Origin of the sequence: Acinetobacter sp. 742879 (assembly GCF_000588535.1) — a bacterium.
GTDB lineage: Bacteria > Pseudomonadota > Gammaproteobacteria > Pseudomonadales > Moraxellaceae > Acinetobacter > Acinetobacter pittii.
In genome coordinates this window covers 68,165-92,591 of sequence record NZ_JFYC01000003.1, presented here as the reverse complement: position 1 = coordinate 92,591, position 24,427 = coordinate 68,165, and the positions used below count along the sequence as shown (strand labels likewise).

The 24,427-nt window shown below is 38.6% G+C and carries 21 protein-coding genes; 10 read left to right on the top strand and 11 right to left on the bottom strand.

The features are described from left to right. Nucleotide 1: 1 nt before the first annotated feature. The 3 genes from cyoA to ppsA form a co-directional block, all read right to left on the bottom strand. A complete protein-coding gene (gene cyoA / locus J690_RS09770) occupies nt 2-1,054 on the bottom strand; it encodes a ubiquinol oxidase subunit II (RefSeq protein ID WP_002119579.1) in 1,053 nt (350 codons plus the stop codon). Between the two features lie 316 nt (nt 1,055-1,370). Continuing rightward, the gene (locus tag J690_RS09765; RefSeq protein ID WP_002119677.1) at nt 1,371-2,126 is read right to left on the bottom strand and encodes an RDD family protein; all 756 of its coding nucleotides are present in this window, start codon (nt 2,124-2,126) and stop codon (nt 1,371-1,373) included. 64 nt (nt 2,127-2,190) lie between these two features. Beyond that, nucleotides 2,191-4,578 (bottom strand): phosphoenolpyruvate synthase, encoded by a 2,388-nt coding sequence (gene ppsA / locus J690_RS09760; protein WP_171073726.1) that lies wholly within the window; start codon nt 4,576-4,578, stop codon nt 2,191-2,193. 147 nt (nt 4,579-4,725) lie between these two features. On the opposite strand from ppsA, the gene ppsR reads away from it, so the two are divergent. The 5 genes from ppsR (at nt 4,726) to pgaD (ending at nt 11,914) form a co-directional block, all read left to right on the top strand. Continuing rightward, nucleotides 4,726-5,562 carry a posphoenolpyruvate synthetase regulatory kinase/phosphorylase PpsR gene (ppsR, locus tag J690_RS09755; RefSeq protein ID WP_002119749.1) on the top strand — a complete coding sequence of 279 codons (837 nt, stop codon included), beginning with the start codon at nt 4,726-4,728 and terminating at the stop codon, nt 5,560-5,562. A 388-nt stretch (nt 5,563-5,950) separates the two neighbouring features. Next, a complete protein-coding gene (pgaA, locus tag J690_RS09750; RefSeq protein WP_032035525.1) occupies nt 5,951-8,389 on the top strand; it encodes a poly-beta-1,6 N-acetyl-D-glucosamine export porin PgaA in 2,439 nt (812 codons plus the stop codon). Next, nucleotides 8,389-10,212 (top strand): poly-beta-1,6-N-acetyl-D-glucosamine N-deacetylase PgaB, encoded by a 1,824-nt coding sequence (gene pgaB, locus J690_RS09745; RefSeq protein ID WP_032035522.1) that lies wholly within the window; start codon nt 8,389-8,391, stop codon nt 10,210-10,212. The genes pgaA and pgaB overlap by 1 nt, the downstream gene beginning before the upstream one ends. Further along, a complete protein-coding gene (gene pgaC, locus J690_RS09740) occupies nt 10,212-11,459 on the top strand; it encodes a poly-beta-1,6-N-acetyl-D-glucosamine synthase (RefSeq protein ID WP_032035519.1) in 1,248 nt (415 codons plus the stop codon). The genes pgaB and pgaC overlap by 1 nt, the downstream gene beginning before the upstream one ends. Further along, nucleotides 11,456-11,914, top strand: a complete 459-nt coding sequence (gene pgaD, locus J690_RS09735; protein ID WP_005073598.1) for a poly-beta-1,6-N-acetyl-D-glucosamine biosynthesis protein PgaD — start codon at nt 11,456-11,458, stop codon at nt 11,912-11,914. Before pgaC ends, pgaD begins: the two co-directional genes overlap by 4 nt. A 37-nt stretch (nt 11,915-11,951) precedes the next feature. Here the strand turns inward: pgaD and J690_RS09730 are convergent, their stop codons facing one another. The 5 genes from J690_RS09730 to J690_RS09710 form a co-directional block, all read right to left on the bottom strand. Beyond that, nucleotides 11,952-12,515, bottom strand: coding sequence for an NAD(P)/FAD-dependent oxidoreductase (locus J690_RS09730; protein ID WP_017398520.1), 564 nt, complete (start codon nt 12,513-12,515; stop codon nt 11,952-11,954). Between the two features lie 148 nt (nt 12,516-12,663). Then, nucleotides 12,664-13,668 (bottom strand): LLM class flavin-dependent oxidoreductase, encoded by a 1,005-nt coding sequence (locus J690_RS09725; protein ID WP_032035517.1) that lies wholly within the window; start codon nt 13,666-13,668, stop codon nt 12,664-12,666. Nucleotides 13,669-13,801: 133 nt separating this feature from the next. Then, the gene (locus J690_RS09720) at nt 13,802-14,308 is read right to left on the bottom strand and encodes a hypothetical protein (protein ID WP_002119687.1); all 507 of its coding nucleotides are present in this window, start codon (nt 14,306-14,308) and stop codon (nt 13,802-13,804) included. Nucleotides 14,309-14,543: 235 nt separating this feature from the next. After that, nucleotides 14,544-14,963 carry a glycine zipper domain-containing protein gene (locus J690_RS09715; protein ID WP_005068514.1) on the bottom strand — a complete coding sequence of 140 codons (420 nt, stop codon included), beginning with the start codon at nt 14,961-14,963 and terminating at the stop codon, nt 14,544-14,546. Nucleotides 14,964-15,155: 192 nt separating this feature from the next. Further along, nucleotides 15,156-16,058, bottom strand: a complete 903-nt coding sequence (locus J690_RS09710; protein WP_032035514.1) for a LysR family transcriptional regulator — start codon at nt 16,056-16,058, stop codon at nt 15,156-15,158. Between the two features lie 119 nt (nt 16,059-16,177). Between J690_RS09710 and J690_RS09705 the strand changes: the two genes are divergently transcribed. The 3 genes from J690_RS09705 (at nt 16,178) to prmC (ending at nt 19,210) form a co-directional block, all read left to right on the top strand. Continuing rightward, entirely contained in the window at nt 16,178-17,017 is an 840-nt protein-coding gene (locus J690_RS09705) for a type 1 glutamine amidotransferase domain-containing protein (RefSeq protein ID WP_032035512.1), read from the top strand. A gap of 289 nt (nt 17,018-17,306) precedes the next feature. Then, nucleotides 17,307-18,395: a peptide chain release factor 1 gene (gene prfA, locus J690_RS09700; RefSeq protein WP_002119588.1), complete on the top strand. Its 1,089-nt coding sequence runs from the start codon at nt 17,307-17,309 to the stop codon at nt 18,393-18,395. Beyond that, nucleotides 18,395-19,210, top strand: a complete 816-nt coding sequence (prmC, locus tag J690_RS09695) for a peptide chain release factor N(5)-glutamine methyltransferase (RefSeq protein ID WP_032035510.1) — start codon at nt 18,395-18,397, stop codon at nt 19,208-19,210. The genes prfA and prmC overlap by 1 nt, the downstream gene beginning before the upstream one ends. A gap of 2 nt (nt 19,211-19,212) precedes the next feature. On the opposite strand, the gene J690_RS09690 is transcribed toward prmC, so the two are convergent. From J690_RS09690 to J690_RS09680, 3 genes are all read right to left on the bottom strand, one after another. Then, nucleotides 19,213-20,052 carry an ABC transporter permease gene (locus J690_RS09690; protein ID WP_032035509.1) on the bottom strand — a complete coding sequence of 280 codons (840 nt, stop codon included), beginning with the start codon at nt 20,050-20,052 and terminating at the stop codon, nt 19,213-19,215. Between the two features lie 3 nt (nt 20,053-20,055). Further along, a complete protein-coding gene (locus J690_RS09685) occupies nt 20,056-21,030 on the bottom strand; it encodes an aliphatic sulfonate ABC transporter substrate-binding protein (RefSeq protein WP_032035507.1) in 975 nt (324 codons plus the stop codon). A gap of 242 nt (nt 21,031-21,272) precedes the next feature. Continuing rightward, complete coding sequence (locus J690_RS09680) at nt 21,273-22,301, bottom strand: AraC family transcriptional regulator (RefSeq protein ID WP_032035506.1); 1,029 nt, start codon at nt 22,299-22,301, stop codon at nt 21,273-21,275. Nucleotides 22,302-22,470: 169 nt separating this feature from the next. Here J690_RS09680 and J690_RS09675 point away from each other — a divergent pair, with 169 nt between their 5' ends. Continuing rightward, nucleotides 22,471-23,241, top strand: coding sequence for a 3-hydroxyacyl-CoA dehydrogenase (locus J690_RS09675; RefSeq protein ID WP_032035504.1), 771 nt, complete (start codon nt 22,471-22,473; stop codon nt 23,239-23,241). 18 nt (nt 23,242-23,259) lie between these two features. After that, nucleotides 23,260-24,396, top strand: a complete 1,137-nt coding sequence (locus J690_RS09670) for an acyl-CoA dehydrogenase family protein (RefSeq protein WP_032035502.1) — start codon at nt 23,260-23,262, stop codon at nt 24,394-24,396. Nucleotides 24,397-24,427 lie beyond the last annotated feature (31 nt).

Genomic DNA, 24,427 nt, shown 5'->3' with positions numbered 1-24,427 from the left:
CTTATTCCCCTTGAGCAGCGTGTTCAGCTGCAGCATGAGTGTCAGCTGTTGCGTGTTCAGCAGAGTGGTCAACACCATGATAGTTACTCATATAGTGGTTGATAATTGTTTCAAACAATTTAGGCTCAACAGTAGAGTAATAAGTCACAGGGTGTGGCTTAGTCGGGAACGGTTTCATAGCTTCAGCTTCAGCAACTGCTTTTTCATCACCAGCAGCTTTAGCACGATTTACTAAATGCTCGATCTGATGCTTAGAACGGTTACCATCACGTAAGGTTGCCAATTCAGCTTGGTCAAGCGTAGTTTTTTGAACTGCTTCTGGGTTAATGGTTGAACCATTACCTGCTTTAACCGCTGCTACCCATTCGTTGAATTGTTGCTCTGTAACACTATGCGCCTTGAAACGCATTTGAGAGAAACCGTAACCTGAGTAGTTAGAAGAGAAACCACGATATACACCAGTTTCATTTGCTAACAAATGAAGGTGAGTTTGCATACCTGCCATTGCATAAATCTGGCCGCCTAACTGTGGAATGAAGAATGAGTTCATTGTAAAGTTAGAAGTGATTTTAAAGCTTAACGGAGTTTTTTCAGGGAAACGTACTTCGTTAACTGTTGCAATGTTTTGTTCAGGATAAATAAAGATCCACTTAAACTGTTCAGCAATAACTTGAATAGTTAAAGGTGCTTTATCTGATTCTAAAGGACGGTATGGGTCATACTTGTGGGAACCCCACCAAGTTAACCAAGCTAAAATACCAATAATAATGACAGGGATACCCCATACTACAACTTCAATTGCAGTTGAGTGTGCCCATGTAGGTTTATAGTCTGCATCTTTATTTGACGCGCGATATTTCCAACCAAACCATAATGCCATGATGATTGAAGGAATCACCACAAGTAACATTAAATAGATCGCAGTCATCATAAGGTCACTTTGACCTTGACCAACTGGACCTTTAGAGTTTAGAAGTACCATATCACCACCACACCCAGTCAAAAGTGCGGCAAGCGTTGATAAAGACAATACAGCTAAAATCGTTTGTCTCATTTTACAACCTCGGTGAAGAGTCCCATTCCCTAATTAAATATGGGATAGCGATTAAAGTGTCGCATGATTGAGAACGCTAATCCTTAAATTTAGACTTCTCAATTATATGACACCGCTACGTTGTAGGGCATTATGCCTCATATCGACAAACTAAGCTATACATAAAGTAGGCTGAAATAATTGTTTTAAAACCCGATTTTTTTTGTAGGGTATCTAATTTCAATAGAGCTTTTATTTAAATATCAACTCACTATAGAAAAAAGGAGGCAGGGTGCCTCCTCTTTTTTTAGACATTAAATGAATGAGTCATTCACTATCATTTGATCACTTTTGTTCTTGCAATTTTGTCATGTAAAGCTTGTCGCTTTTGTCCTAATGCAAAAGCATAGTCAATAATTGTACTGATCGGCATAAACAGTAAGTTTAATATGATAAAAACAATACTTCTTAATAAGAAGATGCGAGTTAAATTAACCTTGCTATTGTCCTCAGCATCTACAATTTTAATTCCAACGATTTTCTTACCTATACTCTGACCAAACTTTGTTAAAAGAACGGCTTGAATTGCAAGCATAATTACGACGTAAAGAAGCATTGAATGCCAAGCTTCTATTGGAATTAAAGTAAAAAGTTGCTGTTGCAATTCTGCAGCTTTAGTCGATGCGACTTCGGCAGATTGCATCTGTTTTTGTAACTCGAATAATTGCTTATATTGAGCTTCATTAAAGAAAAAAGAAGGAATTGCAGCGATTGGTAACCAAAGCAATAAATCAATAATTTTTGCTAAAGCCCGAGCCGGAATAGACGCAAGTTCATGAACTTTAGGTTCTACACGAATTTGACGAATAGTTTCATTAGTTGATGTATTCGTATTTATTGTAGGTACAGAATAACCGATAGGTTGATATACAAGTTTACCTTGGGTTAATTCTCCTAAAGCTTTCCATTCTGTCATGCCTTCATGCCAAGCTAAATCAGTTAACAAAATTTGTTGGCTAGCCAACATTTGATTTACTTGTTCTAAAGTATAAGGCCCAGCTTGTTGATTATTACGTGCCAAGTAAATTTGCATAAATAAAAATTCTCTATTCTAAAGATGAAAAAAGACCCACGGATGGGCCTTTTTTTATAACATATTAGATTTGCTTGATTTTTTCTTCAGCAAGGAAGAACCATGTATCTAAAACTGAGTCTGGGTTAAGAGAGACAGATTCGATACCTTGTTCCATTAACCATTTTGCAAGATCTGGATGGTCTGAAGGACCCTGACCACAGATACCTACATATTTACCTGCTTTACGGCAGGCATGGATTGCCATTGAAAGAAGAGCTTTAACAGCTGCATCACGTTCATCAAATAAGTGTGAAACAATACCTGAGTCACGGTCAAGGCCTAACGTTAACTGAGTTAAATCATTAGAACCAATAGAGAAACCATCGAAGTGCTCTAAGAATTGTTCAGCTAACAGAGCGTTAGTTGGTAATTCACACATCATGATTACTTTTAAGCCGTTCTCACCACGTTTTAAGCCATTTTGTGTAAGTAATTCAATAACACGTTTCGCTTCAGATACTGTGCGTACAAAAGGAATCATGATTTGAATATTGGTTAGACCCATTTCATCACGAACTTTCTTAAGTGCGCGACATTCTAATTCGAAACAATCACGGAAGTTATCAGATACATAACGGCTTGCACCACGGAAACCAAGCATCGGGGTTTCTTCTTCAGGCTCGTATAACTTACCACCAATTAAGTTTGCGTATTCGTTTGACTTGAAGTCAGACATACGAACGATAACTGGCTTGTCACCAAATGCAGCAGCAAGAGTTGCAATACCTTCAACCAATTTTTCAACATAGAAATCTACAGGTGATGCATAACCTGCGGTACGAGTTAAAACCGCAGCACGAGTTTCACGAGGTAGGCTATCAATATTGAGTAAGGCTTTAGGGTGCACACCGATCATGCGGTTAATGATGAACTCAAGACGAGCAAGGCCAATACCTTCGTTTGGAATTTGAGCAAAGTCAAATGCACGGTCAGGGTTACCTACGTTCATCATAATTTTAAACGAAAGCTTAGGCATAGATTCGATTGAGTTGCGTTGAACTTCGAAATCTAAAGCACCTTCGTAAATGAAACCTGTATCACCTTCAGCACAAGAAACAGTTACTTCCTGGCCATCAGTTAATACTTCTGTTGCGTTACCACAACCTACAATCGCTGGTACACCAAGTTCACGTGCAATAATTGCTGCGTGACATGTACGACCACCACGGTTAGTGATAATTGCAGCAGCACGTTTCATTACCGGTTCCCAGTCAGGATCGGTCATATCAGATACAAGAACGTCGCCTTCTTGAACTTTGTCCATTTCTTTAATTGAGTTAACAATACGGACTTTACCAGAACCAATACGTTGACCAATTGAACGACCTTCACAAAGAACAGTACCTCTTTGTTTGAGAAGGTAGCGCTCCATAGTACCTACATTTTGGCGGCTTTTTACAGTTTCAGGACGAGCTTGAACAATATAAATTTGACCGTCATCACCGTCTTTTGCCCATTCGATGTCCATTGGCGCACCGTAATGCTGCTCAATGATAAGCGCTTGTTTAGCTAACTCTTGTAACTCATGGTCATTTAAAGCGAATTGTTGACGATCTTGTTTTTCAACATCAACAACAACAACAGATTTACCCGCAGAACCTTCTTCACCATAAATCATTTTTTGGTGTTTAGAGCCAAGGTTGCGACGTAAAACAGAATGTCTTCCTGCATTTAATAATGGTTTAGATAAGTAAAACTCATCTGGGTTAACGGCACCTTGTACAACCATTTCACCTAAACCGTAAGATGCAGTAATAAATACAACATCACGGAAACCAGATTCTGTATCAAGTGTAAACATTACACCCGCAGCGCCAGTTTCAGAACGAACCATACGCTGAACACCCGCTGAAAGTGCAACGATGTCATGATCAAAACCTTGATGCACACGGTAAGAAATTGCACGGTCATTATATAAAGAAGCAAACACTTCTTTAATCGCAATAAGTACGTTATCAATACCGCGAATATTCAAGAAAGTTTCTTGTTGACCCGCGAATGAAGCATCTGGTAAATCTTCAGCAGTTGCAGATGAACGAACGGCAACCGCGATATCAGGGTTGCCGTTAGAAAGTGCTGTAAAAGCGGCGCGAATTTCTTGTTCTAAGGTTGCAGTGAGTGGAGTCTCTACAATCCATTGACGAATTTTTGCGCCTGTTTCTGCAAGAGCATTTACGTCATCGACGTTGAGTTGAGCAAGTTCTGCTTGAATTCGAGCGTTAAGACCACTTTGGTCTAAGAACTCACGATAGGCAGCAGCAGTAGTTGCAAAGCCACCAGGTACCGATACACCAGCATTTGATAAATGGCTGATCATTTCACCCAAAGATGAGTTTTTCCCACCTACGAGTTCGACATCGTGTTTCCCTAATTTTTCTAGACCGATTACGCGCGCTTCCAAAGTTTTCACTCCACTTTTGCAGTATTAATGTCTATCTTGGCATGAAATTATAAAAATAAAGTGCTTAGTTGAGAATTATACTAAGCGACAGTCATGTAAGATCAGTTTACTATAAAGATTATATAGCACTAAGACAAATGTTTAAGGAGAATTTTAATGTCAGAAAGTAAACAATTTAAGCGGAGTGTTTTTTTTATTTCTGATGGAACTGCAATTACTGCCGAGACTCTTGGACATTCGTTATTAGCACAATTTCCCAATGTAGATTTTGATATTCACATCATGCCGTATATTACAACTGAAGAGGCGGCAATGGATGTGGTGGTTGAGATTAATCGATGCCAAACTAAAGACGGTTGCCTACCTTTAGTATTTGATACTTTAGTCGATCCGCATGTGCGAGAGATTATTAATACGGCTAAAGCGGTTAATCTGGATGTGTTTGAAGGTTTAATTAGTAAACTTGAACAAGAGCTTGGAACACCACCAACAACATTGGTTGGGCAGACTCATGCTGTAACCGATTCTGAATATTATAAAGCCCGTATCGATGCTGTTCATTTTGCGCTTGATAATGATGATGGGGCACGTACTCGTCATTACGATAAAGCGGATTTAATCTTAATTGGAGTTTCCCGTTCGGGTAAAACACCGACTTCTATTTACTTATCTCTTCAATTCGGTATTCGTGTTGCAAACTATCCGTTAACTGAAGAAGATTTAGATGACAACCGGTTACCAGCAGTATTAAGAGCTCATCGTAGCAAGTTATTTGGTTTGATGATTGATGCTGAGCGTTTGGTCGCAATTCGTAGTGAACGTAAAGCGAATAGCCGTTATGCAAGTTTTAGCCAATGCCAAATGGAGCTAAGAGCAATTGAAGGGATTTATATTTCAGAAGGCATTAAATATTTAAACGTGACCGAAATGTCGATTGAAGAGATTTCAACTCGTATTTTACAAATGACGGGATTAAAACGTCGTATTGGTTAATTTAATCAATTGTTTATTTTAACCATTCAATTTTTGTATATTAATTTGTAGATAAGTTGAATGGTTTTTTTTATATATATCACAGAGAAAAATTAAAGTTTTATATATAAAACTAAATATTATTAAATAGTTCTTATTGGTTATAAGCCCGTAGTTATTTTGAAACTCGTTTGTAAATTTAAATAACACTATTGAAAAGAAGTGTATGTTTTTTATTGCACATAAAAATAGTAATTCTTTATTTTTTATAAATATTTTAGAAAAGCATTCATGAAAAATCCATAATTTATAAAATGTTAAATGTATCACACTTTTTTGATGTTATGTGATTGGTTTTTGATTTTAATTATAATTTCCCACCTCGATATGGGACTATCCGATTATCAAAATGCTAAAAAAATGTGTTTTTTCATTGGTATATATCTTGCCTCTTAATTTATATGCTGCTCAAGTAGATGAATTGCGAGAGCAAGCTATTCACACTTACAAAACTGGGCAAACTCAACAAGCAATATTGCAATTAGAACAATTGCTAAATAAGTACCCGCATGACCAAAAATTACTAGCTGATTATTTAGTTGTCATGTCAAGTGAAAAAAGAGATTTATTAACCTTTTCTCAGCATTTAGCAAATGTTAATTATGTGAATTTTCCAGAATATGGGCAAGTACCATTAATACGTAATTTTCGTGATTTTAAACACTTTAAAGATGCAATTGAGTGGTCGAATAAATTTAATATTCAAAAGACATCTGATGGGCAGATTTTATTAGCGGTTCTATATGCTGAGGCTAAAGACCCTGTAAATGCTAAGGTGCATTTATCAGGTATTAAGAGTAAAAATCTTACAGCTGATCAATTTGTTCAAATTGCTTATGCATATCGACTCATTAATTCACCTGTAGATGCTTTATCTGCAATCGAGCAAGCTTATCAACAACAACCAAAATCTTTTGCGGTTTTGCAAGAATATAGTTACGACTTGGCGGCTGTAGGCGCTTATAAAAAAGCTCAGCAGTTGCTACTTGCCAGCGATAAAAATACGCAAACAGAATCGTTACAACACTGGTTAAAAGTCAGTGAGTTTTCTCAACGTGTAAATAACGCAATTACTCGCTACAAATATTTGAATCGGGAAGGCATGTCGGACAGTGAAGGCTTTGCCGAGCTTGATGCTGTATTGAAACAAGGTGAGCAAATACAGCCTTTGATTCAACCGTCAGACCCTAATTATTTAAGATTTCATTATGACTATTTGTATGCTTTGGACTTTCGTGGGCGTAGCCGTACGGTACTAGATGAATTTACTAAATTAAATGTACCGTTAGAAAAGCTACCGGCTTATGTACGTCATGCGATTGCTGATAGTTATTTAGCTGAAAGACAACCGAAGCAGGCTGAACTCGCTTTTAAAACCTTACTTACCGAAAAAAACTACTCAGATATGACGGTATATACGGGGCTTTATTATTCTTATATTGAACAAGAAAAATATAAACAAGCTGATCAACTTTTGAATGATGTTGATAGGTTGATCCCTATGTATAAATATAGTCAAGCCAAAGGGGTGGATAAATCAAGCCATCCTGATCGTGATGATTATATCGCTTTACAAGGCATGCATTTAGCTTATGCAAATCATTTGGATCAATCAGAAAAGCATTTCCAAAAACAAGTAGATCTTGCACCTGCTAATGAAGGTTTAATTAACAACCTTGCTCGTGTTGAGCGCTGGAGAGATAAACCTTTACAAGCAAAGCAAACAATTGCTCGTTTAAATGGTTTAACACCCGTTGCTAAAGATACGCGTATTAACCAAATGCAAAATGCTCAGGCTTTAGGAGATATTCCTGAATGGCGCAAAAGTACAGAAAGTCTTTTGCAATATTATCCTGAAGATAGCGGTGTAGTTAAAAGTCGAAAAGAGTTGGATGATCGTGATAGAGCAACCATCTCGCACTCAACGACTTGGGGCCAGAGTAAAGCAGAAAATAGTGATTCTGTGAGTGGGCAAAATGGCTTAAAAGATCGAGAAATGGAAACTCGTATTAATAGCCCTTGGATTAAAGATAATTATCGTCTATTTGCTTGGCATCAAGATCGTTACGGTGAGTACCGTTTTGGTGATGTGCATGACCAACGTTATGGTGTTGGTGCCGAGTGGCAAGCAAACCGTAAGGCATTGTCGGCAATCTTGTCGCAAAGTACTGATGGTGGCCAAGCAGGTGTTCGTCTTGATTGGTCGCAATGGTTAAACGACCACTGGCAATATCAATTGCAATATGACAGTCAGGCTAATATTCCATTACAAGCAATTGATGCTGGTGAGGATGGACAAGCTTACCGTGCTGCTTTGACATGGCAAAAAGATGAGTCACGCCAAATTGGAGCGAGCTATGGCTTAACCGATATAAGTGACGGTAATAAACAACAAGAATTTTCTACTTTTTGGCGTGAGCGATTATTCGATGCGCCTCACCATATTACTTACGGAACCGTTCGTGGATTTTATGGCAGCAATAGCCAAGATCAGACTGCTTACTTTAGCCCAAGCAATCATTACAGTGCCGAGTTGAATTTAAGCCATGACTGGGTCACTTGGCGAGAGTACGAACGCTCATTTAAACAACATTTTGAAGCTGGAGTAGGGCTATATAAACAAGCAGATTACTCAGCTCGACCAACATACTCTTTGCAATATCAACATCAATGGCAGCTCTCACGGACTTGGCAACTTAATTATGGAATTGGTTGGCAATACCATCCATACGATGGTCATGATGAACAACATACCTACGGTATTTTCGGATTTGAAGGGCGTTTTTAATGAATAACATGATGTCAAAAATGTTGAGCTGTGTGTTTGCCTCAACATTATTACCCGTACAATTTGCCTATGCCCGCATTGAAACTGAACTACCAAAAAATCATACGGTTTCGTTAACTTTTCATGATGTACGAGATGACGTACTCAAGGAAGGTGATCGTGATATTTATGCGATTCAGACCAATAATCTGGCGCAGTTTCTCGATTGGCTTAGTCAGTCGGACTGGAAACCGATTCGACTAAAAGACATTGAAGAGGCGCGCAAGCAAGGTAAAGAATTACCTCATAACTCTATTCTACTGACCTTTGATGATGGTGCTTTAAGTAGTTATAGCCGAGTATTTCCTTTGCTTAAGCAATATAAAATCCCAGCAGTTTTTGCACTTCCAACCAGTTGGTTAAATGGTAATATAAAAGCGGGTTATGAAGCCTATGGTCAAGGTAATTTGGTGAACTGGGCTCAAGTTCGTAAAATGCAAGAATCTGGTTTAGCCGAGTTTGAAAGCCATAGCGATGATTTACATCATGGTGTATTAGCCAATCCTCAAGGCAATGAGCAACCTGCTGCTACTTCTTATGCCTATTTAAAATCGCAATCACGTTATGAAACCGATGCGGAATATCAACAGCGCATTTTGCAGGATTTAAAAAAATCTTATGCAGTTTTAAAAAAAGAAGTAGGGGTTAATCCTAAAGCAATTATTTGGCCTTATGGCGCCGTGAATGAACAGTTAGAAAAGCTAGCACAACAGGCGGGTTTCCAGTTTTCATTCAGTTTGGGACGTGATGGTATGAATCGCGTGAGTGACTCAACTTTTAAGCGTAGCTTAGTCATTGATAACCCTACAGCCGAACAACTGACAGAAGGCATGTTAAATATTCTGAGCTTTGAAGAGTCAGATTTATTTAAGCAATCGCGTCATTTTGTGAGTATGGATTTAAAGCATTTGACAGCACAACAAAATGCTCAAACTGATGAAAAACTTGGGCAGTTGTTATCAAAATTGTATAGCTTAAAAAACAATGCTTTAATCTTAAAGCCTTTAGAAGACAAAGATGGAGATGGGCAATATGATGTTGCTTATTTCCCTACAAATAAAATGTCTGTTCAACAAGATATTTTAAATCGTAGTTTATGGCAGGCTCAAACTCGTGCAGGCCAATCGGTAATATTAGAATTGCCTGTTTATCCGCAAAAAGATAAACCATTTTTAACTGTAGATTTAGCTAAAGATATTGCGCGTTTTAACAGTAATTTAAGTGGTATTCAGCTTAATGCAGGGTCATCTTTAAATTGCGCAATGCAAAAAATAACAGTGCAAGAAAGTTGTATTGAGAAATCAAAACAGCTCGAACAACTGAGTCAACTGACTAAAAAAGCGGTCAAGCCTTATTTAAATATGAGTAATCAGGCGCAGTTTAGTTTATTGCTTACACCAGATTTAGATCATGTGGAAAATCTACCTGAGCTTATCAAAACGCTTTTAATGCAACATGACTTAGTCAATTTGAAGTTTGATGTGATTGGTAAGAAAAAACAATTTAATCAGTTGTTAACGCTCTTAAATACACTCGATAAAAATGATAAGCAAAGAATAATGCTGACTTTAGTATTACCAGAAAATTCGCAAAAAAATGCTTGGGAAGAGGTTCAGCAAGGACTCTTTTATATTCAGCGAGTAGGAATCCAGAAATTCGGTATTGATGGCTATGATTTTGAAAAATCAAAAGATGTTCATCAATATTTATATAATCCGCTTAGTCTGAATGCTAGCCCTGTGATGTATCAGCCTTTTGCTGGATTGGTAGAGGGGAAAAAGTAATGAGGGTATTACTCGATATTCTGTTTGCTTTTGCCTTTTTATATCCCTTACTGATGGCTTGGACATGGATGGTAGGCGGACTTTGGTTTTTCTTTAAAAGAGAATACCGCGAACAAGCGCTCCCTGAACCCACAAATGAAGGGTGCAGTATCATTATTCCGTGTTTCAACGAAGAAGCACAAGTGCGCCAAACTATTCGTTATGCGCTACAAACCAAATATCCTAATTTTGAAGTCATTGCTGTTAATGACGGAAGTAGTGATAGGACCGCCGAAATTCTAGATGAATTATCAGCGCAAGATTCACGACTTCGGGTTGTACACTTGGCAGAAAATCAGGGGAAGGCTGTAGCTTTAAGATCGGGAGTACTGGTTAGTAAATACGAATATCTTGTTTGTATCGATGGAGATGCGTTGTTGCATCCGCATGCGGTACTTTGGTTAATGCAACCATTTATTAACTTCCCGCGAATTGGTGCTGTAACTGGTAATCCACGAATTTTAAACCGATCTAGTATTTTAGGAAAATTACAAGTTGGTGAGTTTTCTTCGATTATTGGTTTGATTAAACGTGCACAACGTACATATGGTCGTATTTTTACCGTATCTGGTGTGATTGCAGCATTTCGTAAAACTGCACTCGCTCGAGTCGGGTTTTGGTCAGACGATAAAATTACCGAAGATATTGATATTTCATGGAAGTTACAGCTCGACCATTGGGATATTCAGTATATTCCACAAGCGCTTTGTTATATCTATATGCCTGAGACATTTAAAGGTCTATGGAAACAGCGTCTTCGCTGGGCGCAAGGTGGGGTAGAGGTTCTTATAGAATATATTCCACAAATGTTCAAACTGCGTGTTCGCAGAATGTGGCCGGTCATGATTGAGGCGCTAGTCAGCATTATCTGGTCTTATGTGATGATCATGATCTTCACGCTATTTTTTGTGGGATTATTTGTTGAACTGCCTCAGCAATGGCAGATCAAAACGCTTATGCCACAGTGGTACGGTGTAATATTAGGCGGAACATGTTTGATCCAGTTTTTAGTGAGTTTGTGGATTGATCATCGTTATGACCGAGGGCGTTTTTTTAGAAATTACTTTTGGGTGATTTGGTACCCGTTGTTTTTCTGGTTACTGACTTTGTTTACAAGTGTTGTGGCGGTACCAAAAACTTTATTTAACACAAAAAAACGTGCCCGTTGGGTAAGTCCTGACCGAGGCTTCCGTGGAGATAACCCATGAAACTTGAGGAAAATAAGGATATAGAGACTTTAGATATTCCTGAATATATTGATCAGCCGGAATATGTCAAAAATAAAACAGCAAACTATACATTACAAACCATTGGCTGGATTTGTTTAATGTGGCTGCTTTTCCCATTGGTTTCACTGTTTTTATGGGTTTTTGAAGGTCACTTAATTTATGATTACGTCTGGGTAGACCACTTATCAGAAGTTAAGACCTTATTACATCTAGCATTAATGATCGGAATTAGCGCACTTATTTTAATTTTATGGGCAAGTTATAACTGGATTAGGTTTAGTGGTGAGGACCGACGTGCTAAGGCACCTAATAGTTCTGTAGAATTATTAGCGGCCCAATTTTCAGTTACTTCCGACATGCTAAATGATTTGCAAGAAAAACAGCGCATCATTTTGCATTACGATGATCATGGTAATTTGCAAAAATATGAGTAAATAAAAAAGCATGGCCTAAAACCATGCTTTTTTACTTTTATGGGATTGCTCTGATAATAATATCAACAGGTTGTTCTATACCATCCATGCTGTGAACAGATGTATTGGTAATTTTAACAATTGGCCATGTTTGCAATTTACAGTTGGGTTTCTGAAGTGCCGCATAATAACTGTCCGATTTAAAAAATACTTTTTTTGTGGTTGCAGTATTGGGAGTCAAAAGACGCTTAAGCCATGGTTCATTTACTTGAGTTTCTAGAAAACGTAATGCCAGAATGCTTTTAACACGATTGTTAAATAACCTGCGGTTTTTGATAATAAGTGGGTGGGTAATTAACTTATGCGTACCCATCTGACTATGGGGCAAAATAAAATGAGGGGTGATTTGGAAGACAGTCACAAATTTTGCTTGCTGGCAGATTTTTTCAAGATGAGTCACGCTATCTTGATTTGTACCAATAATCGCGACAGATGAATGTGAAAAGTCAAACTCTTTAATTGATGTTGAGGAAATCACTTGACCAGTAAAGTCTTCGAAATCTTGAGAGATATTCTGAAAAATTACTGATTTTGAAGTGTTATTTTTAATATTAATACTCATTTTCCAAAAGTCCTTTTGGTTTTTTAAATCATGATGTTTTTATCGTTTTAATATAAATAACCAAGCAGGAAGTTGGGGTAAAGTCTTTTCAGATAGATGGTCATCCCATACTCGAAATCAATTCAAGTATGGGAGCTTGAAGTAGAGTTTAATGTTCTGTTTTTACACTCATGAGTTGTGTAAAGCTTTCTAAACGTTTAGCTGTATCGTATACATCACATGTAAAAATAAATTCATCAACATCATACGTCGCTAATAACTTTTGTAAGCCAGAGCGAACCGTATCTACAGAACCAATTTGCGCCATTGCATAGAAGTTTTCGACAGAAAGTTGTTCTGCTGTATTCCATAATCCCTGCATTGATTCAACTGGTGGTTTCAGCTTCAAGCTTTCACCACGGATTAAACCTAATACGCGTTGGTAAGCACTAGTTGCTAAAAATTGTGCTTCTTCATCTGTATCTGCTACAACAACAGGCACACCCATTGAAACATACGGCTTATCTAGATACTCAGAAGGTTCAAAGTTCTCTCGATAGAGTTGAATCGCTTGACCTAACATACGTGGTGCAAAATGTGATGCAAATGAGTAGGGAAGTCCAAGTTTTGCCGCGAGTTGTGCACTAAATAGGCTAGATCCAAGTAACCAAACAGGAACATGGGTGCTTTGTCCTGGTGTTGCAATAATTTTTTGTCCTGCTTGAGGTACATCGAAATATTTTAAGATTTCGACAACATCTCTCGGAAACTGATCTTCTGTTTCTTGATGGCCACGACGTAAAGCTCGCATGGTAAGTTGGTCTGTACCAGGAGCACGGCCTAAACCAAGTTCAATACGATTTGGATATAAAGTAGCAAGTGTCCCGAACTGTTCTGCGACAACTAAAGGGGCATGGTTAGGAAGCATAATTCCGCCTGAACCTAAGCGAATATGCTGTGTATGTGCTGCAATAAAACCGAGTAAGACAGCGGTAGCTGAACTTGCGATTCCATCCATGTTGTGATGTTCAGCAAGCCAGAAACGTTCATAACCTAGTTTTTCTGCATGTTGTGCCAATTCTAATGCGTGACGTAATGAGAATTCGATGGTTTTATCATTACGAATAGGAGCAAGTTCCAAAATGGAGAACTTGGTATCTTGAAGTGATCGCATGCGATATTCTCGAATAAGGATATATCGAAATAATACGATATATGGGGTGTGATGTATATCGTTTTTTTTCGATATTAATTTTTAGCTATAAATAAAAAAGCACCCGAAGGTGCTCTTTTGATTCATCTGTGAATTAGCGGTTTTTATACCAACCACGGTGTAAGCCATTGTCATGGCGACGGCTACCACCTTTATAATAACGACGGTCACCATCGTAATATCTGCGGTCATCACGATCGTAACGATCACGGTCATAACGGTCATCGTAATTACGATCTTCAGCAACTTTACGACCTAATGCAGAACCACCAGCTGCACCTACTGCTGCACCGATGTATCCACCGTTGGTGCCGCCCATATTTTTGCCGACTGTATAACCAGCACCACCACCTAAAGCACCACCAATTGCAGCTTCTGTACGATTACGACGATCACTTGCTGCTGCTGCACCACCAGCACCACCTAAAGCAGCACCGATTGTTGCACCTGAGGTACCACCAATACTTTTACCAATTGCAGTACCCACTACACTACCTAAAGCAGAGGTTGCAGCAACACGTGTACCATTGTCAGCATGTGCAACTGTTACCATAGAAGATGTTGCAATTAATGCACTAGCCAACCAAATATTCATTTTCATCGTAGAACTCCATGTCCTTTTTACTGGAAGGACAGTTATCTTTATCTTGGGGTAAATGTAATAAAAAATTTCGTGATAATTATGGAGAACCCCAAGGGTGATACAAGTGTTTTGTGTCTGTTTGTAGTGTTTGTATTAATTTGTGGATAAATCATGAGCATACGAAATATGAGTGTATAACTTCATCACAATAAAAAAGCCCCCGAAGGTGCTTAAAATTGTTTCATCAGCTTAATTAGTGATGACGACGGTGTTTTTTCTTCCAGTGCTTAGAAGATCTGTCTGCATCACGGTCTTTAGAGATTTTATTACCCAAAGCAGAACCACCCGCAGCACCTAAAGCAGCGCCTACATAACCACCATTTGTACCGCCCATGCTTTTACCAACCGTATAACCAGCACCACCACCTAAAGCACCGCCAATCGCAGATTCAGTACGGTTACGACGATCGCTTGCAACAGCTGCACCACCAGCACCACCTAAAGCAGCACCAATTGTTGCGCCAGATGTACCGCCCATGCTTTTACCAATTGCAGTACCTGCTACGCTACCTAAAGCAGAAGCGGCTGCTACATGTGTTGTATTGTCAGCATGTGCCACAGTAACCATTGAAGTTGCTAGAACAGCGCTACATAACCAAGCATTTAATTTCATTTTTGACTCCGTGTCCCTAGTTGCAGGACCCTATATCTTTTGTTACGGCAAATGTAACAAAACACTTCTCCCCAAATATGGAGAACCATCTTTTGATTATTGCAGTTTAGTGTCTGGTTTGTATGTTTTCTATTAAAATAGAATATTTAATACTCATATAGATAAATTAAGCTTTATTTAGTTTTGACGGGGTTAGTCACGATCAGAACATAGAAAATTTATTAAAGCTCTTGTCGCAGACGACATATGTTTATGTTGTGCGTACAGTAAAGAAAAGGGCCGTGTGTGACCTGCATAACCCTCAAGTAGGGGCTGCAATTTTCCTTGCCGAATCTTTTCATTAACAATAAAGCTATAACTCTGACATATTCCTAATCCACTTTCAGCAAGAGAAACTACTCCCAAAATATCTTCTTTCACTAAAATCCGATTTGATGGTATCCATTGAATTTCATTATCACCATTTTTAAAAAACCATGGAGTAACCTTACCCGTGCTCGGTAATTCAAAGGCAATACATTGGTGATGGTTTAAGTCTTCCAAGGTTTGAGGAACACCCAAACGTTTTAAATATTCGGGTGAAGCAACAAGTTGAAGAGGGGCAAGCTCCAAAGGTCTGGCAATGAGAGTGCTATTAGGAAGCTGACCTTGACGAATAGCTAAATCAAATCCTTCCGCAATTAAATCGACATTTCGATTAGAAATACTGACTTCAATTTGAATATCTGGATATTGCAAAAGAAATTTTTGTAGTAAGTCAGGAAGGCGATAGTGTCCATAGGTGGTGGGTACACTTAATTTAATTTTGCCGGAAATTTGCAGTTGCTTACCTTGAATAGCACGCTCTGCATGGTCAATTAACTGAAATGCATGTTGCATCTTTTCATAATAAAGTTGACCAGCTTCAGTCAGGCTCAAATGACGAGTTGTTCTTCTAAAAAACTGAATACCAAGTTTTTTCTCTAGCCGCGTAATTGTTCTACTAATGACTGAAGGAGTTGTTGCTAAATATATTGCAGCTGCACTTATAGAAAGCTTCTCAGCCACAATTAAAAACACTTCAATATCGGCAAGATGGTCAAATTGACGTGACATTTAGTCCTCAAACGCAAAAAAGATTTGTGAAATGAGTTGTTTTTCTACCTCTGGGGTAAAAATAGAATATATCTATCCAAAATATAAATCCAGCAAATGGTTGGAATGAAGGTCGAATAATGAAGAAGTTAAATCAAATAATGTTTGCAATAATTGCAGCTTCGGCAGCATTAAGTGCAAATGCCGCTCATGTATTGGTTGTATTGTCTGATGAGGCGCATTTAGAGCTAAAAAAAGGTCATATTTTTAAAACAGGCTTTTACTTAAATGAGTTGATGCAACCTACAAAAATGCTTTTAGATGCAGGTCATACAGTAACTTTCGCTACACCAAAAGGGAAAGCTCCAACCTTAGATGAATCATCAAATAATGCGATGTATTTTAACCAAGATGAAAAAGCATTAAGGCAATATGCAAATTTATTGCATGATCTAAAATTAACATCTGCTCAAGATTCTCAAGTTGTGAGCCTTTCTCGTATTGAGCAAATTGGTGCGGGTCAGTTTGATGCTATTTATATTCCAGGTGGGCATGCACCTATGCAAGATCTATTAAAAGATAAACAACTTGGAAAAGTACTTACAGCTTTCCATAAAGCTGGTAAACCTACTGCGTTGGTCTGTCATGGTCCTATTGCATTAATGTCTACTTTACCTAATGCCTCGGAAGTAGTTGGTCAACTCGAACAAGGCAAGCCAGTAAAAACTGGCGAATGGATTTATAAAAATTATCGAATGACGGTGATTAGTAATCAGGAAGAAGAGCAGGCTAAAGCTTTATTAAAAGGTGGAGAAATGAAGTTTTATCCACAAACGGCTTTACAGTCACTTGGCGGTAAGTATCAAAGTAATACCACTGCATGGACTCCAAATGTGGTGGTGGACCGTGAACTTATTACAGGACAAAATCCAGCGTCGGCTGTTTTGGTGGGCAAAACCTTATTAGAAAAATTAAAATAAGTAGGCTGGCAAAGAGGTTTTTTAAACAAAGCCTCTATTGTCATATAGAGGGAAAATATAACTTATTATTTTCTACAGAACAGCCAAATTATAGGCAAGTAATAAATCTTATTCGAAATCATTATATTTATACGCCTCTACTTATTGGGAAAGTTGATGAATTGGCTGATTATATATGTCATTTAAGCAGCATAATCTGTAAACTATGCGCTATTTTTACGATTTTGCTTATCTTCTATACTTACATAGCCTTCGATAAGCTTTTTGGACTTTTGAGATATTTCCTCTTATGAAAGCGTCACTCCGTTTACGACTTGATCAACTCTGTGATCGACATGAAGAACTTACTGCATTGCTTGCAGATGCTGAAGTGATCTCCGATAACAAACGTTTCCGTAAATTGTCTCGTGAACATAGTGATTTATCTGAAATTACCGAAGTTTGGGGCAAATACCGTCAAGCAGAAGAAGATATTGAAACTGCTGAAATGATGAAGTCGGACCCAGACTTTAAAGATATGGCAGAAGAAGAAATTCAAGCCAATAAAACATTGCTTGAAGAATTAGAAAGCCAGCTCAACATTTTGATGATTCCAAAAGATCCGAATGATTCTAATGCGGCTTATTTAGAAATCCGTGCTGGAACAGGTGGTGATGAAGCTGCGATTTTCTCTGGTGATTTGTTCCGTATGTACAGCAAATATGCCGAGACACAAGGCTGGCGTATTGAAGTCCTTTCTGAAAATGAAGGCGAGCATGGTGGCTTTAAAGAAGTTATTTGCCGTGTAGATGGTGATGGCGTTTATGGTCGCTTAAAGTTTGAAAGTGGTGCTCACCGTGTACAACGTGTGCCAGCAACTGAATCACAAGGTCGTGTGCATACATCAGCGTGTACAGTTGCGATCTTGCCTGAAATTGATGTTGATACCAACGTTGAAATTAATCCGGCAGATTTACGTATTGATACTTACCGTGCGTCAGGTGCGGGTGGTCAGCACATTAACAAAACCGATTCGGCCGTGCGTATTACTCACATTCCAACCGGTACAGTCGTTGAGTGCCAAGAAGAGCGTTCACAGCATAAAAACAAAGCTAAGGCGATGGCATTGTTAGTATCGCGTTTAGAAAATGCTAAACGTGCAGCAGCAGATGCAGCAACTTCTGAAATGCGCCGTGATTTGGTTGGTTCTGGTGACCGTTCTGAACGTATCCGTACTTATAACTACCCACAAGGTCGTATGACGGACCATCGTATTAACCTAACTTTATATAAGTTAGACGCGATTATGGAAGGTGATTTAACTGAACTACTTGATAGCTTACATCGTGAATATCAGGCAGATCAGCTTGCGATGCTTGCACAGGAAAATGGCGGCTAATGAATATTGCTCAAGCGCTTGCAATTCGTGGTGAGCCTGACAGTTATGAACGGCAAGAAAATGCTTGGTTACTTGAGCATTTTCTAAAAATCAATTCGCTTGAATTAAAGTTTAGACTTGAGCAAGAGTTAAGTGCCCAACAAAAGCAAGATTACTTGACTGGTCTAGAACGTATCCGAAATGGTGAGCCTTTAGCTTATGTGACGGGTTCACAGCCATTTTGGACGCTCGATTTAAAAGTAACGTCTGATACTTTAGTGCCAAGACCTGATACTGAAATTCTAGTTGAAACCGTTTTAAATCTAAATTTGCCAAATACTGCAAATATTGTTGATTTGGGAACGGGAACAGGTGCAATTGCGCTTGCATTAGCAAGTGAACGTCCAGATTGGCAAGTCACGGCAACTGATATTTATGCGCCTACTTTAGAAGTCGCAAAAGAAAATGCACAAGCACATGATTTGCAACGTGTGAAATTTGCCTGCGGCGCTTGGTTTGATGCACTTGAATCACAAAAGTTTGATTTAATTGTTTCTAATCCGCCGTATATCGACCCTGACGATGAACACATGCAAGCTTTGGCTACAGAACCACGCCGTGCATTGGTTGCAGATCATCAGGGACTAGCTGATATTGAAATTATTATTTCCCAAGGTAAAAACTGGCTAAAACCACAAGGCTGGATTGCACTAGAGCATGGTTATGATCAGGGGCAAGCTGTTCGAAATATATTTGCTGAGCATGGTTTTAGCCAAATTAAAACTATTCAAGACTATGGCCAAAATGATCGAGTCACTTTGGCATGCTGGATTTAAAGTTATTTTTGTAGTGTATCTCGCCAGCGTAACAACCAGTTTTCTATAAGTTTCATTAAGGCATCGGTCATTTTACCCAATAGCGCCAATAAAATAATTGCAATGATAACAATATCAGGCCGAGACGTTTCTCGGCCATCACTGAGTAAGTAGCCAATCCCTTGTGTGGCTGCAATCAGTTCTGCTGCAATCATAAACATCCAAGACAAACTTAAGCTGTTTCGTAAGCCAGTTAAAATGCCTGGAGATGCTGCTGGTAAAATAATAGATATAATCCGCTGAAAAGCATTAAGCTGATAAACTTTTCCAACTTCAATGAGCTTTTTATCTACATTATGAATTGCTGCAACTGTATTGGTATAGGTTGGAAAGAATGCTCCGATTGCAATCAATGTAATTTTAGAACCTTCATCAATTCCTAACCAAAGCAATAATAGGGGAATCCAAGCAAGACTTGGAATTGATTTAATTGCTGAAAAAGTTGGTTCTAAATATGCTTCTGCTTCTTTACTTAATCCCACCCAAATCGCAAAAACTAAACCTAAACTGCTTCCTATAATAAAGCCCAACAGAACACGCCATGTACTAATATAAATATGGGAAAACAGGTCGCTATGAGCTAAATCTAAAAAAGATTGCCATAAACTCGACGGTGCAGGGAGTAGATAAGCATCGATATAGTCATTTCTAACTAAAAACTCGCAAGCCGTTAAAAAGATGAGGGGGATGAGTAGCGCTTTAAACCAACGAGTAAATTTGTGGTTTAAATACTTTTTCTGAGATTTTAAAGCCTGCTGAGCTAAGAACTGATTTAGCTCAGCTTTGTTAAGTGAATCACTCATATACTATTTCACGACTTTTTGAGCAAAACGTGGGTCTAACAGCTGTTCAACCACTTGATTGACGTTGGTACCTTTTCTAACCAAGTCTTCTTCTGTCAAAATTTTCCCAGAACGTTTTAGCGCTTGTGTTTGAGTTGCTGATGGAATGCTTTGATCGAAGTTGGTTCGGCTCAGTTGTAGTTTAGCCACAGGTAGAGGAAGTTTTGATTCTTGAGCTAAAAGTGCTGCCACTTTATCTGGATTGGCTTTTGCCCATTTTCGGGCTTGTTCATAGGCTTTAATAACGGCCTCTACCGCTTCAGGGCTTTGCTTTGCAAAATCTTCTTTAACGCTTAGTACGCTATAGCTATTAAATCCAACATTACGATAAAGCAATTTGGCACCCGATTGAATTTGAGCTGAAGCCATTAATGGATCAAGTCCAGCCCAAGCATCTACTTGACCACGCTCTAATGCAGTTTTGCCGTCTGGATGTTGTAGATGAACCAGTTGTACATCGCGTTTACTCAAACCGACAGTATCTAGTGCTTGTAGTGTAAATAAGAAAGGATCTGTTCCTTTGGTAGCTGCAATTTTCTTACCTTTTAAATCTTTTAGGCTTTTAATTGGTGAATTTTTTGTGACAACAAGCGCGGTCCATTCCGGTTGGCTTTGTACATAAACCGTTTTAATTGGACTACCATTCGCTCGACTTAATACAGCAGCTAATCCAGCGGTAGAAGCAAAATCGATGCTGTTACTGTTGAGATATTCTAATGAGCGGTTACTACCTTGACTAAAAACCCATTTAATTTGGGTATTTGGTAGTGCTTTTTCGAGAAGTTTTTGATCTTTAACGACTAAACTGGTCGGTGCATAGTAAGCATAATCAAGTTTAAGCGTAGTCGGAATTGCTGCAAAAGCAGATGAAGCAAATACAAACCCCAATGTTGATGCCAACAAAGTCTTTGGTAGAGAAAAATTTGATTTTAAAGACATGATAAAAATAAAACCGAAATGAAATAGGAGATCATCCTTTCACGTGTTTAGAGGCTTATGAACTTAGTTATTTTGATTTATAAATCAGTTTGAAAGATAAAAGTTTGAATAAAACTATAAAACACTGTTTTTATGACCATTGTTAAATTTTAAATAAAACGTTTATCTGAAATATTGAATTTAAAATACATAAATATCATAAGCTTAAACTCTAATGCCTTAAGCTTTATTCGATATATATGTTATTGCTTGTGTCCAGTTAAATTATCTCGATATGCACCTGGGCTGACACCTGTCCATTTTTTAAAAGCGCGGTGAAATGCACTTGGGTCATGGAAGCTTAAATCTTCACTAATATCTTGAATTGAGTCATTCGTTTTGCTTAAGCGTTGAACAGCAATATCACAGCGGATTTCATTTTTAATTTGTTGATAGCTTACACCTTCATGTTTCAGTCTACGTTGAACGGTGGCTTCTGAAATATTGAGTTGGTGAGCTACATCTTTAAGTTCGGGCCATTGTGCAGGGTGGAGTTTCAATAAATGGCGACGAATAAGTACACTTAAGGCATTTTCATTTTTAAAGCGAACTAAAAGATTTTGCGGAGTTTGCTCTAAAAAATCATAAAGCGCTTTTTTATCTTTCTTAATTTTAATATCTAAATAGTGGGCATCGAACTCAACTCGATTTATCTCAGCATTAAATTGAATATCTTCACCAAAACGAACTAAATAGTCCTGAATATCTTGAGGTTTAGCACAACGTACCATAATAGTATTTAAACCAATTCGCTGGTCTACCAACCAGCACATAAGTCCGTGTACTAATATTAAAAAGGTTGCGTAGGTAAACATACGTTTAGGTTGTTCATGATCATGAATCACTAAATAAGCTTTTTCTTGTTCTCGAATGAGTTCTCCATGCATGTCATCTAGAACAAAGTTAAAAAACTTCAAAATATCGTAGAGTGCTTTTTCTAAAGTTTCAGCCGTACTGACGAGTTTAGTCAGTAATTTATAGCTTCCACGACGCATGGGGTGGCTATCCATCCCAAAAAACTCATCATTCATGGCATTGGCAAGCTCTATCCACAATTGGGCATATGTCGTAACAGGCACACGTGCCTTTGGAGACATCAGTAATTCAGCGGGGATGCCTGCTTTATTTAGAATTATTTGTGTATTTAGGCCTTTGGCATAAGCCGCACTCAGTGCTTCATGTACTAGTGCAATCGAAATTGTGCCTTTACTTAAAGAAGATTGGACAACCATGTCAAAGACTCATATTTTCTTCATATATTTCAAGTGAAATACTGAATATTTAAAATTTGGATTGATCAAAAGCTGCAAACATTTTGAAGCTTTTTGAAATTGTATCGGAAAACAACAACTTTTACTCTCATTACTAAGTTTAAAGAACATTTCTATAGGACATTACATAATGAAAATTCAAGGAAAACATTTCGTAATTACAGGTGGTGGCTCTGGTTTGGGTGCTGCAACAGCTGAGTATTTAGTCCAGCAAGGTGCTTCAGTTACCTTGGTCGACATGAATATAGAAGCAGGTGAGCAGCAGGCGAAACAGTTAGGACCAAAAGCTGACTTTGTAAAACTTGATGTAACCGATGAAGCAGCTGCTGAGCAGTTCTTTAAAGATGTGTTGGTTAAACATGGTCATTTGCATGGTTTGGTTAATTGTGCCGGTATTGGCCCTTCTGCAAAAGTAGTTGGCCGTGAGGGCGTTCATGACTTGGGGTTATTTGCAAAGACTTTAAATATTAATGTCACAGGTACATTTAACATGTTGCGTTTTGCAGCAGATGCAATGAGCAAAAACACGGTTGAAGAAGGTGAAGAGGACCGTGGCATCATTGTGAACACTGCTTCTGTTGCAGCATTTGACGGTCAAATTGGACAGGCAGCTTATTCTGCATCAAAAGGCGCTATTGTGGCGATGACTTTGCCGATTGCTCGTGAGCTAGCACGACATGCCATTCGTATTATGACCATTGCACCGGGAATTATGGAAACTCCAATGCTTAAGGGTATGCCACAAAATGTACAAGATGCTTTGGGGCAAATGGTGCCGTACCCATCTCGTTTAGGAAAACCAGAAGAGTTTGCTCGTTTGGTTGCCCATATTGCTGAAAACTCTTACTTAAATGGTGAAGTCATCCGTTTAGATGGTGCAATTCGCATGGCAGCAAAATAATAAAATAAGGATGTTGAAATGATTCTAAATGCTGAACAAAGTATGGTTCAGGAGATGATGCGTAACTATGCGCAAAATCAGTTAAAACCAACTGCTGCACATCGCGATAAGACCCATGAATTTCCGGCTCAGGAATTAAAAGACTTAGGCGCCCTAGGCGCTATGGGGATGACTGTGCCCGATGAATGGGGCGGTGCCGGAATGGATTATGTATCTTTGGTACTCGCAATTGAGGAAATTGCCGCAGGCGATGGTGCTATTTCAACTATCGTCAGTGTACAAAATTCCTTGATTTGCGGTATTACACTGGCATACGGTTCAGAGCAGCAAAAACAAACATATTTACCAAAATTTGCCTCTGGCGAATGGCTAGGATGCTTTTGTTTAACTGAACCACATGTCGGTTCAGATGCAAGCGCGATTTTATGTAAAGCTGAACGCGATGGCGACCATTGGGTGCTCAATGGCGTCAAACAATTTATCACTAGTGGTAAAAATGCCCAAGTGGCTTTGGTGTTTGCGGTTACAGATAAACAAGCTGGTAAAAAAGGGATTTCGTGTTTTCTTGTACCTACCAATACACAAGGTTACTTGGTCACTCGTATTGAAGATAAAATGGGCCAACATGCTTCAGACACAGCAACCATTACTTTTGAGGACTGCCGAATTCCTTTGGAAAATTTGGTGGGGCAAGAGGGTGAAGGTTATAAAATTGCATTATCTAATTTAGCGGCTGGACGTATTGGTATTGCTGCTCAATCGGTGGGTATGGCAAGAGCGGCTTTTGATGCAGCTGTACAATATGCAAATGAGCGTAAAGCTTTTGGAGTCGAATTAGTTCAGCATCAAGCAGTTGGTTTCCGTTTAGCCGATATGGCGACCCATATTGAAGCTGCGCATCAGTTGGTTTTGCATGCTGCAACTTTAAAAGATGCTGGGCTGCCTTGTTTAAAAGAAGCCTCAATGGCAAAGCTATTTGCATCTACTATGGCTGAGCGAGTATGTTCGGATGCGATCCAGATTCATGGTGGTTATGGCTATGTAAGTGATTTCCCAGTAGAGAGAATTTATCGTGATGTTCGTGTAAGCCAAATTTATGAAGGTGCTTCTGATATTCAACGTTTGGTGATTGCTCGTGAAGTGGCTCAAGTTTAAGTATTAGATTTTAAAAAATGTCGTTGACTGC

Bases quoted from the DNA above. Each gene is read 5' to 3' on its own strand.
- cyoA (WP_002119579.1), bottom strand. From the start codon at position 1,054: ATGAGACAAACGATTTTAGCTGTATTGTCTTTATCAACGCTTGCCGCA.
- J690_RS09765 (WP_002119677.1), bottom strand. From the start codon at position 2,126: ATGCAAATTTACTTGGCACGTAATAATCAACAAGCTGGGCCTTATACT.
- ppsR (WP_002119749.1), top strand. From the start codon at position 4,726: ATGTCAGAAAGTAAACAATTTAAGCGGAGTGTTTTTTTTATTTCTGAT.
- pgaA (WP_032035525.1), top strand. From the start codon at position 5,951: ATGCTAAAAAAATGTGTTTTTTCATTGGTATATATCTTGCCTCTTAAT.
- pgaB (WP_032035522.1), top strand. From the start codon at position 8,389: ATGAATAACATGATGTCAAAAATGTTGAGCTGTGTGTTTGCCTCAACA.
- pgaC (WP_032035519.1), top strand. From the start codon at position 10,212: ATGAGGGTATTACTCGATATTCTGTTTGCTTTTGCCTTTTTATATCCC.
- pgaD (WP_005073598.1), top strand. From the start codon at position 11,456: ATGAAACTTGAGGAAAATAAGGATATAGAGACTTTAGATATTCCTGAA.
- J690_RS09730 (WP_017398520.1), bottom strand. From the start codon at position 12,515: ATGAGTATTAATATTAAAAATAACACTTCAAAATCAGTAATTTTTCAG.
- J690_RS09725 (WP_032035517.1), bottom strand. From the start codon at position 13,668: ATGCGATCACTTCAAGATACCAAGTTCTCCATTTTGGAACTTGCTCCT.
- J690_RS09720 (WP_002119687.1), bottom strand. From the start codon at position 14,308: ATGAAAATGAATATTTGGTTGGCTAGTGCATTAATTGCAACATCTTCT.
- J690_RS09715 (WP_005068514.1), bottom strand. From the start codon at position 14,963: ATGAAATTAAATGCTTGGTTATGTAGCGCTGTTCTAGCAACTTCAATG.
- J690_RS09710 (WP_032035514.1), bottom strand. From the start codon at position 16,058: ATGTCACGTCAATTTGACCATCTTGCCGATATTGAAGTGTTTTTAATT.
- J690_RS09705 (WP_032035512.1), top strand. From the start codon at position 16,178: ATGAAGAAGTTAAATCAAATAATGTTTGCAATAATTGCAGCTTCGGCA.
- prfA (WP_002119588.1), top strand. From the start codon at position 17,307: ATGAAAGCGTCACTCCGTTTACGACTTGATCAACTCTGTGATCGACAT.
- prmC (WP_032035510.1), top strand. From the start codon at position 18,395: ATGAATATTGCTCAAGCGCTTGCAATTCGTGGTGAGCCTGACAGTTAT.
- J690_RS09690 (WP_032035509.1), bottom strand. From the start codon at position 20,052: ATGAGTGATTCACTTAACAAAGCTGAGCTAAATCAGTTCTTAGCTCAG.
- J690_RS09685 (WP_032035507.1), bottom strand. From the start codon at position 21,030: ATGTCTTTAAAATCAAATTTTTCTCTACCAAAGACTTTGTTGGCATCA.
- J690_RS09680 (WP_032035506.1), bottom strand. From the start codon at position 22,301: ATGGTTGTCCAATCTTCTTTAAGTAAAGGCACAATTTCGATTGCACTA.
- J690_RS09675 (WP_032035504.1), top strand. From the start codon at position 22,471: ATGAAAATTCAAGGAAAACATTTCGTAATTACAGGTGGTGGCTCTGGT.
- J690_RS09670 (WP_032035502.1), top strand. From the start codon at position 23,260: ATGATTCTAAATGCTGAACAAAGTATGGTTCAGGAGATGATGCGTAAC.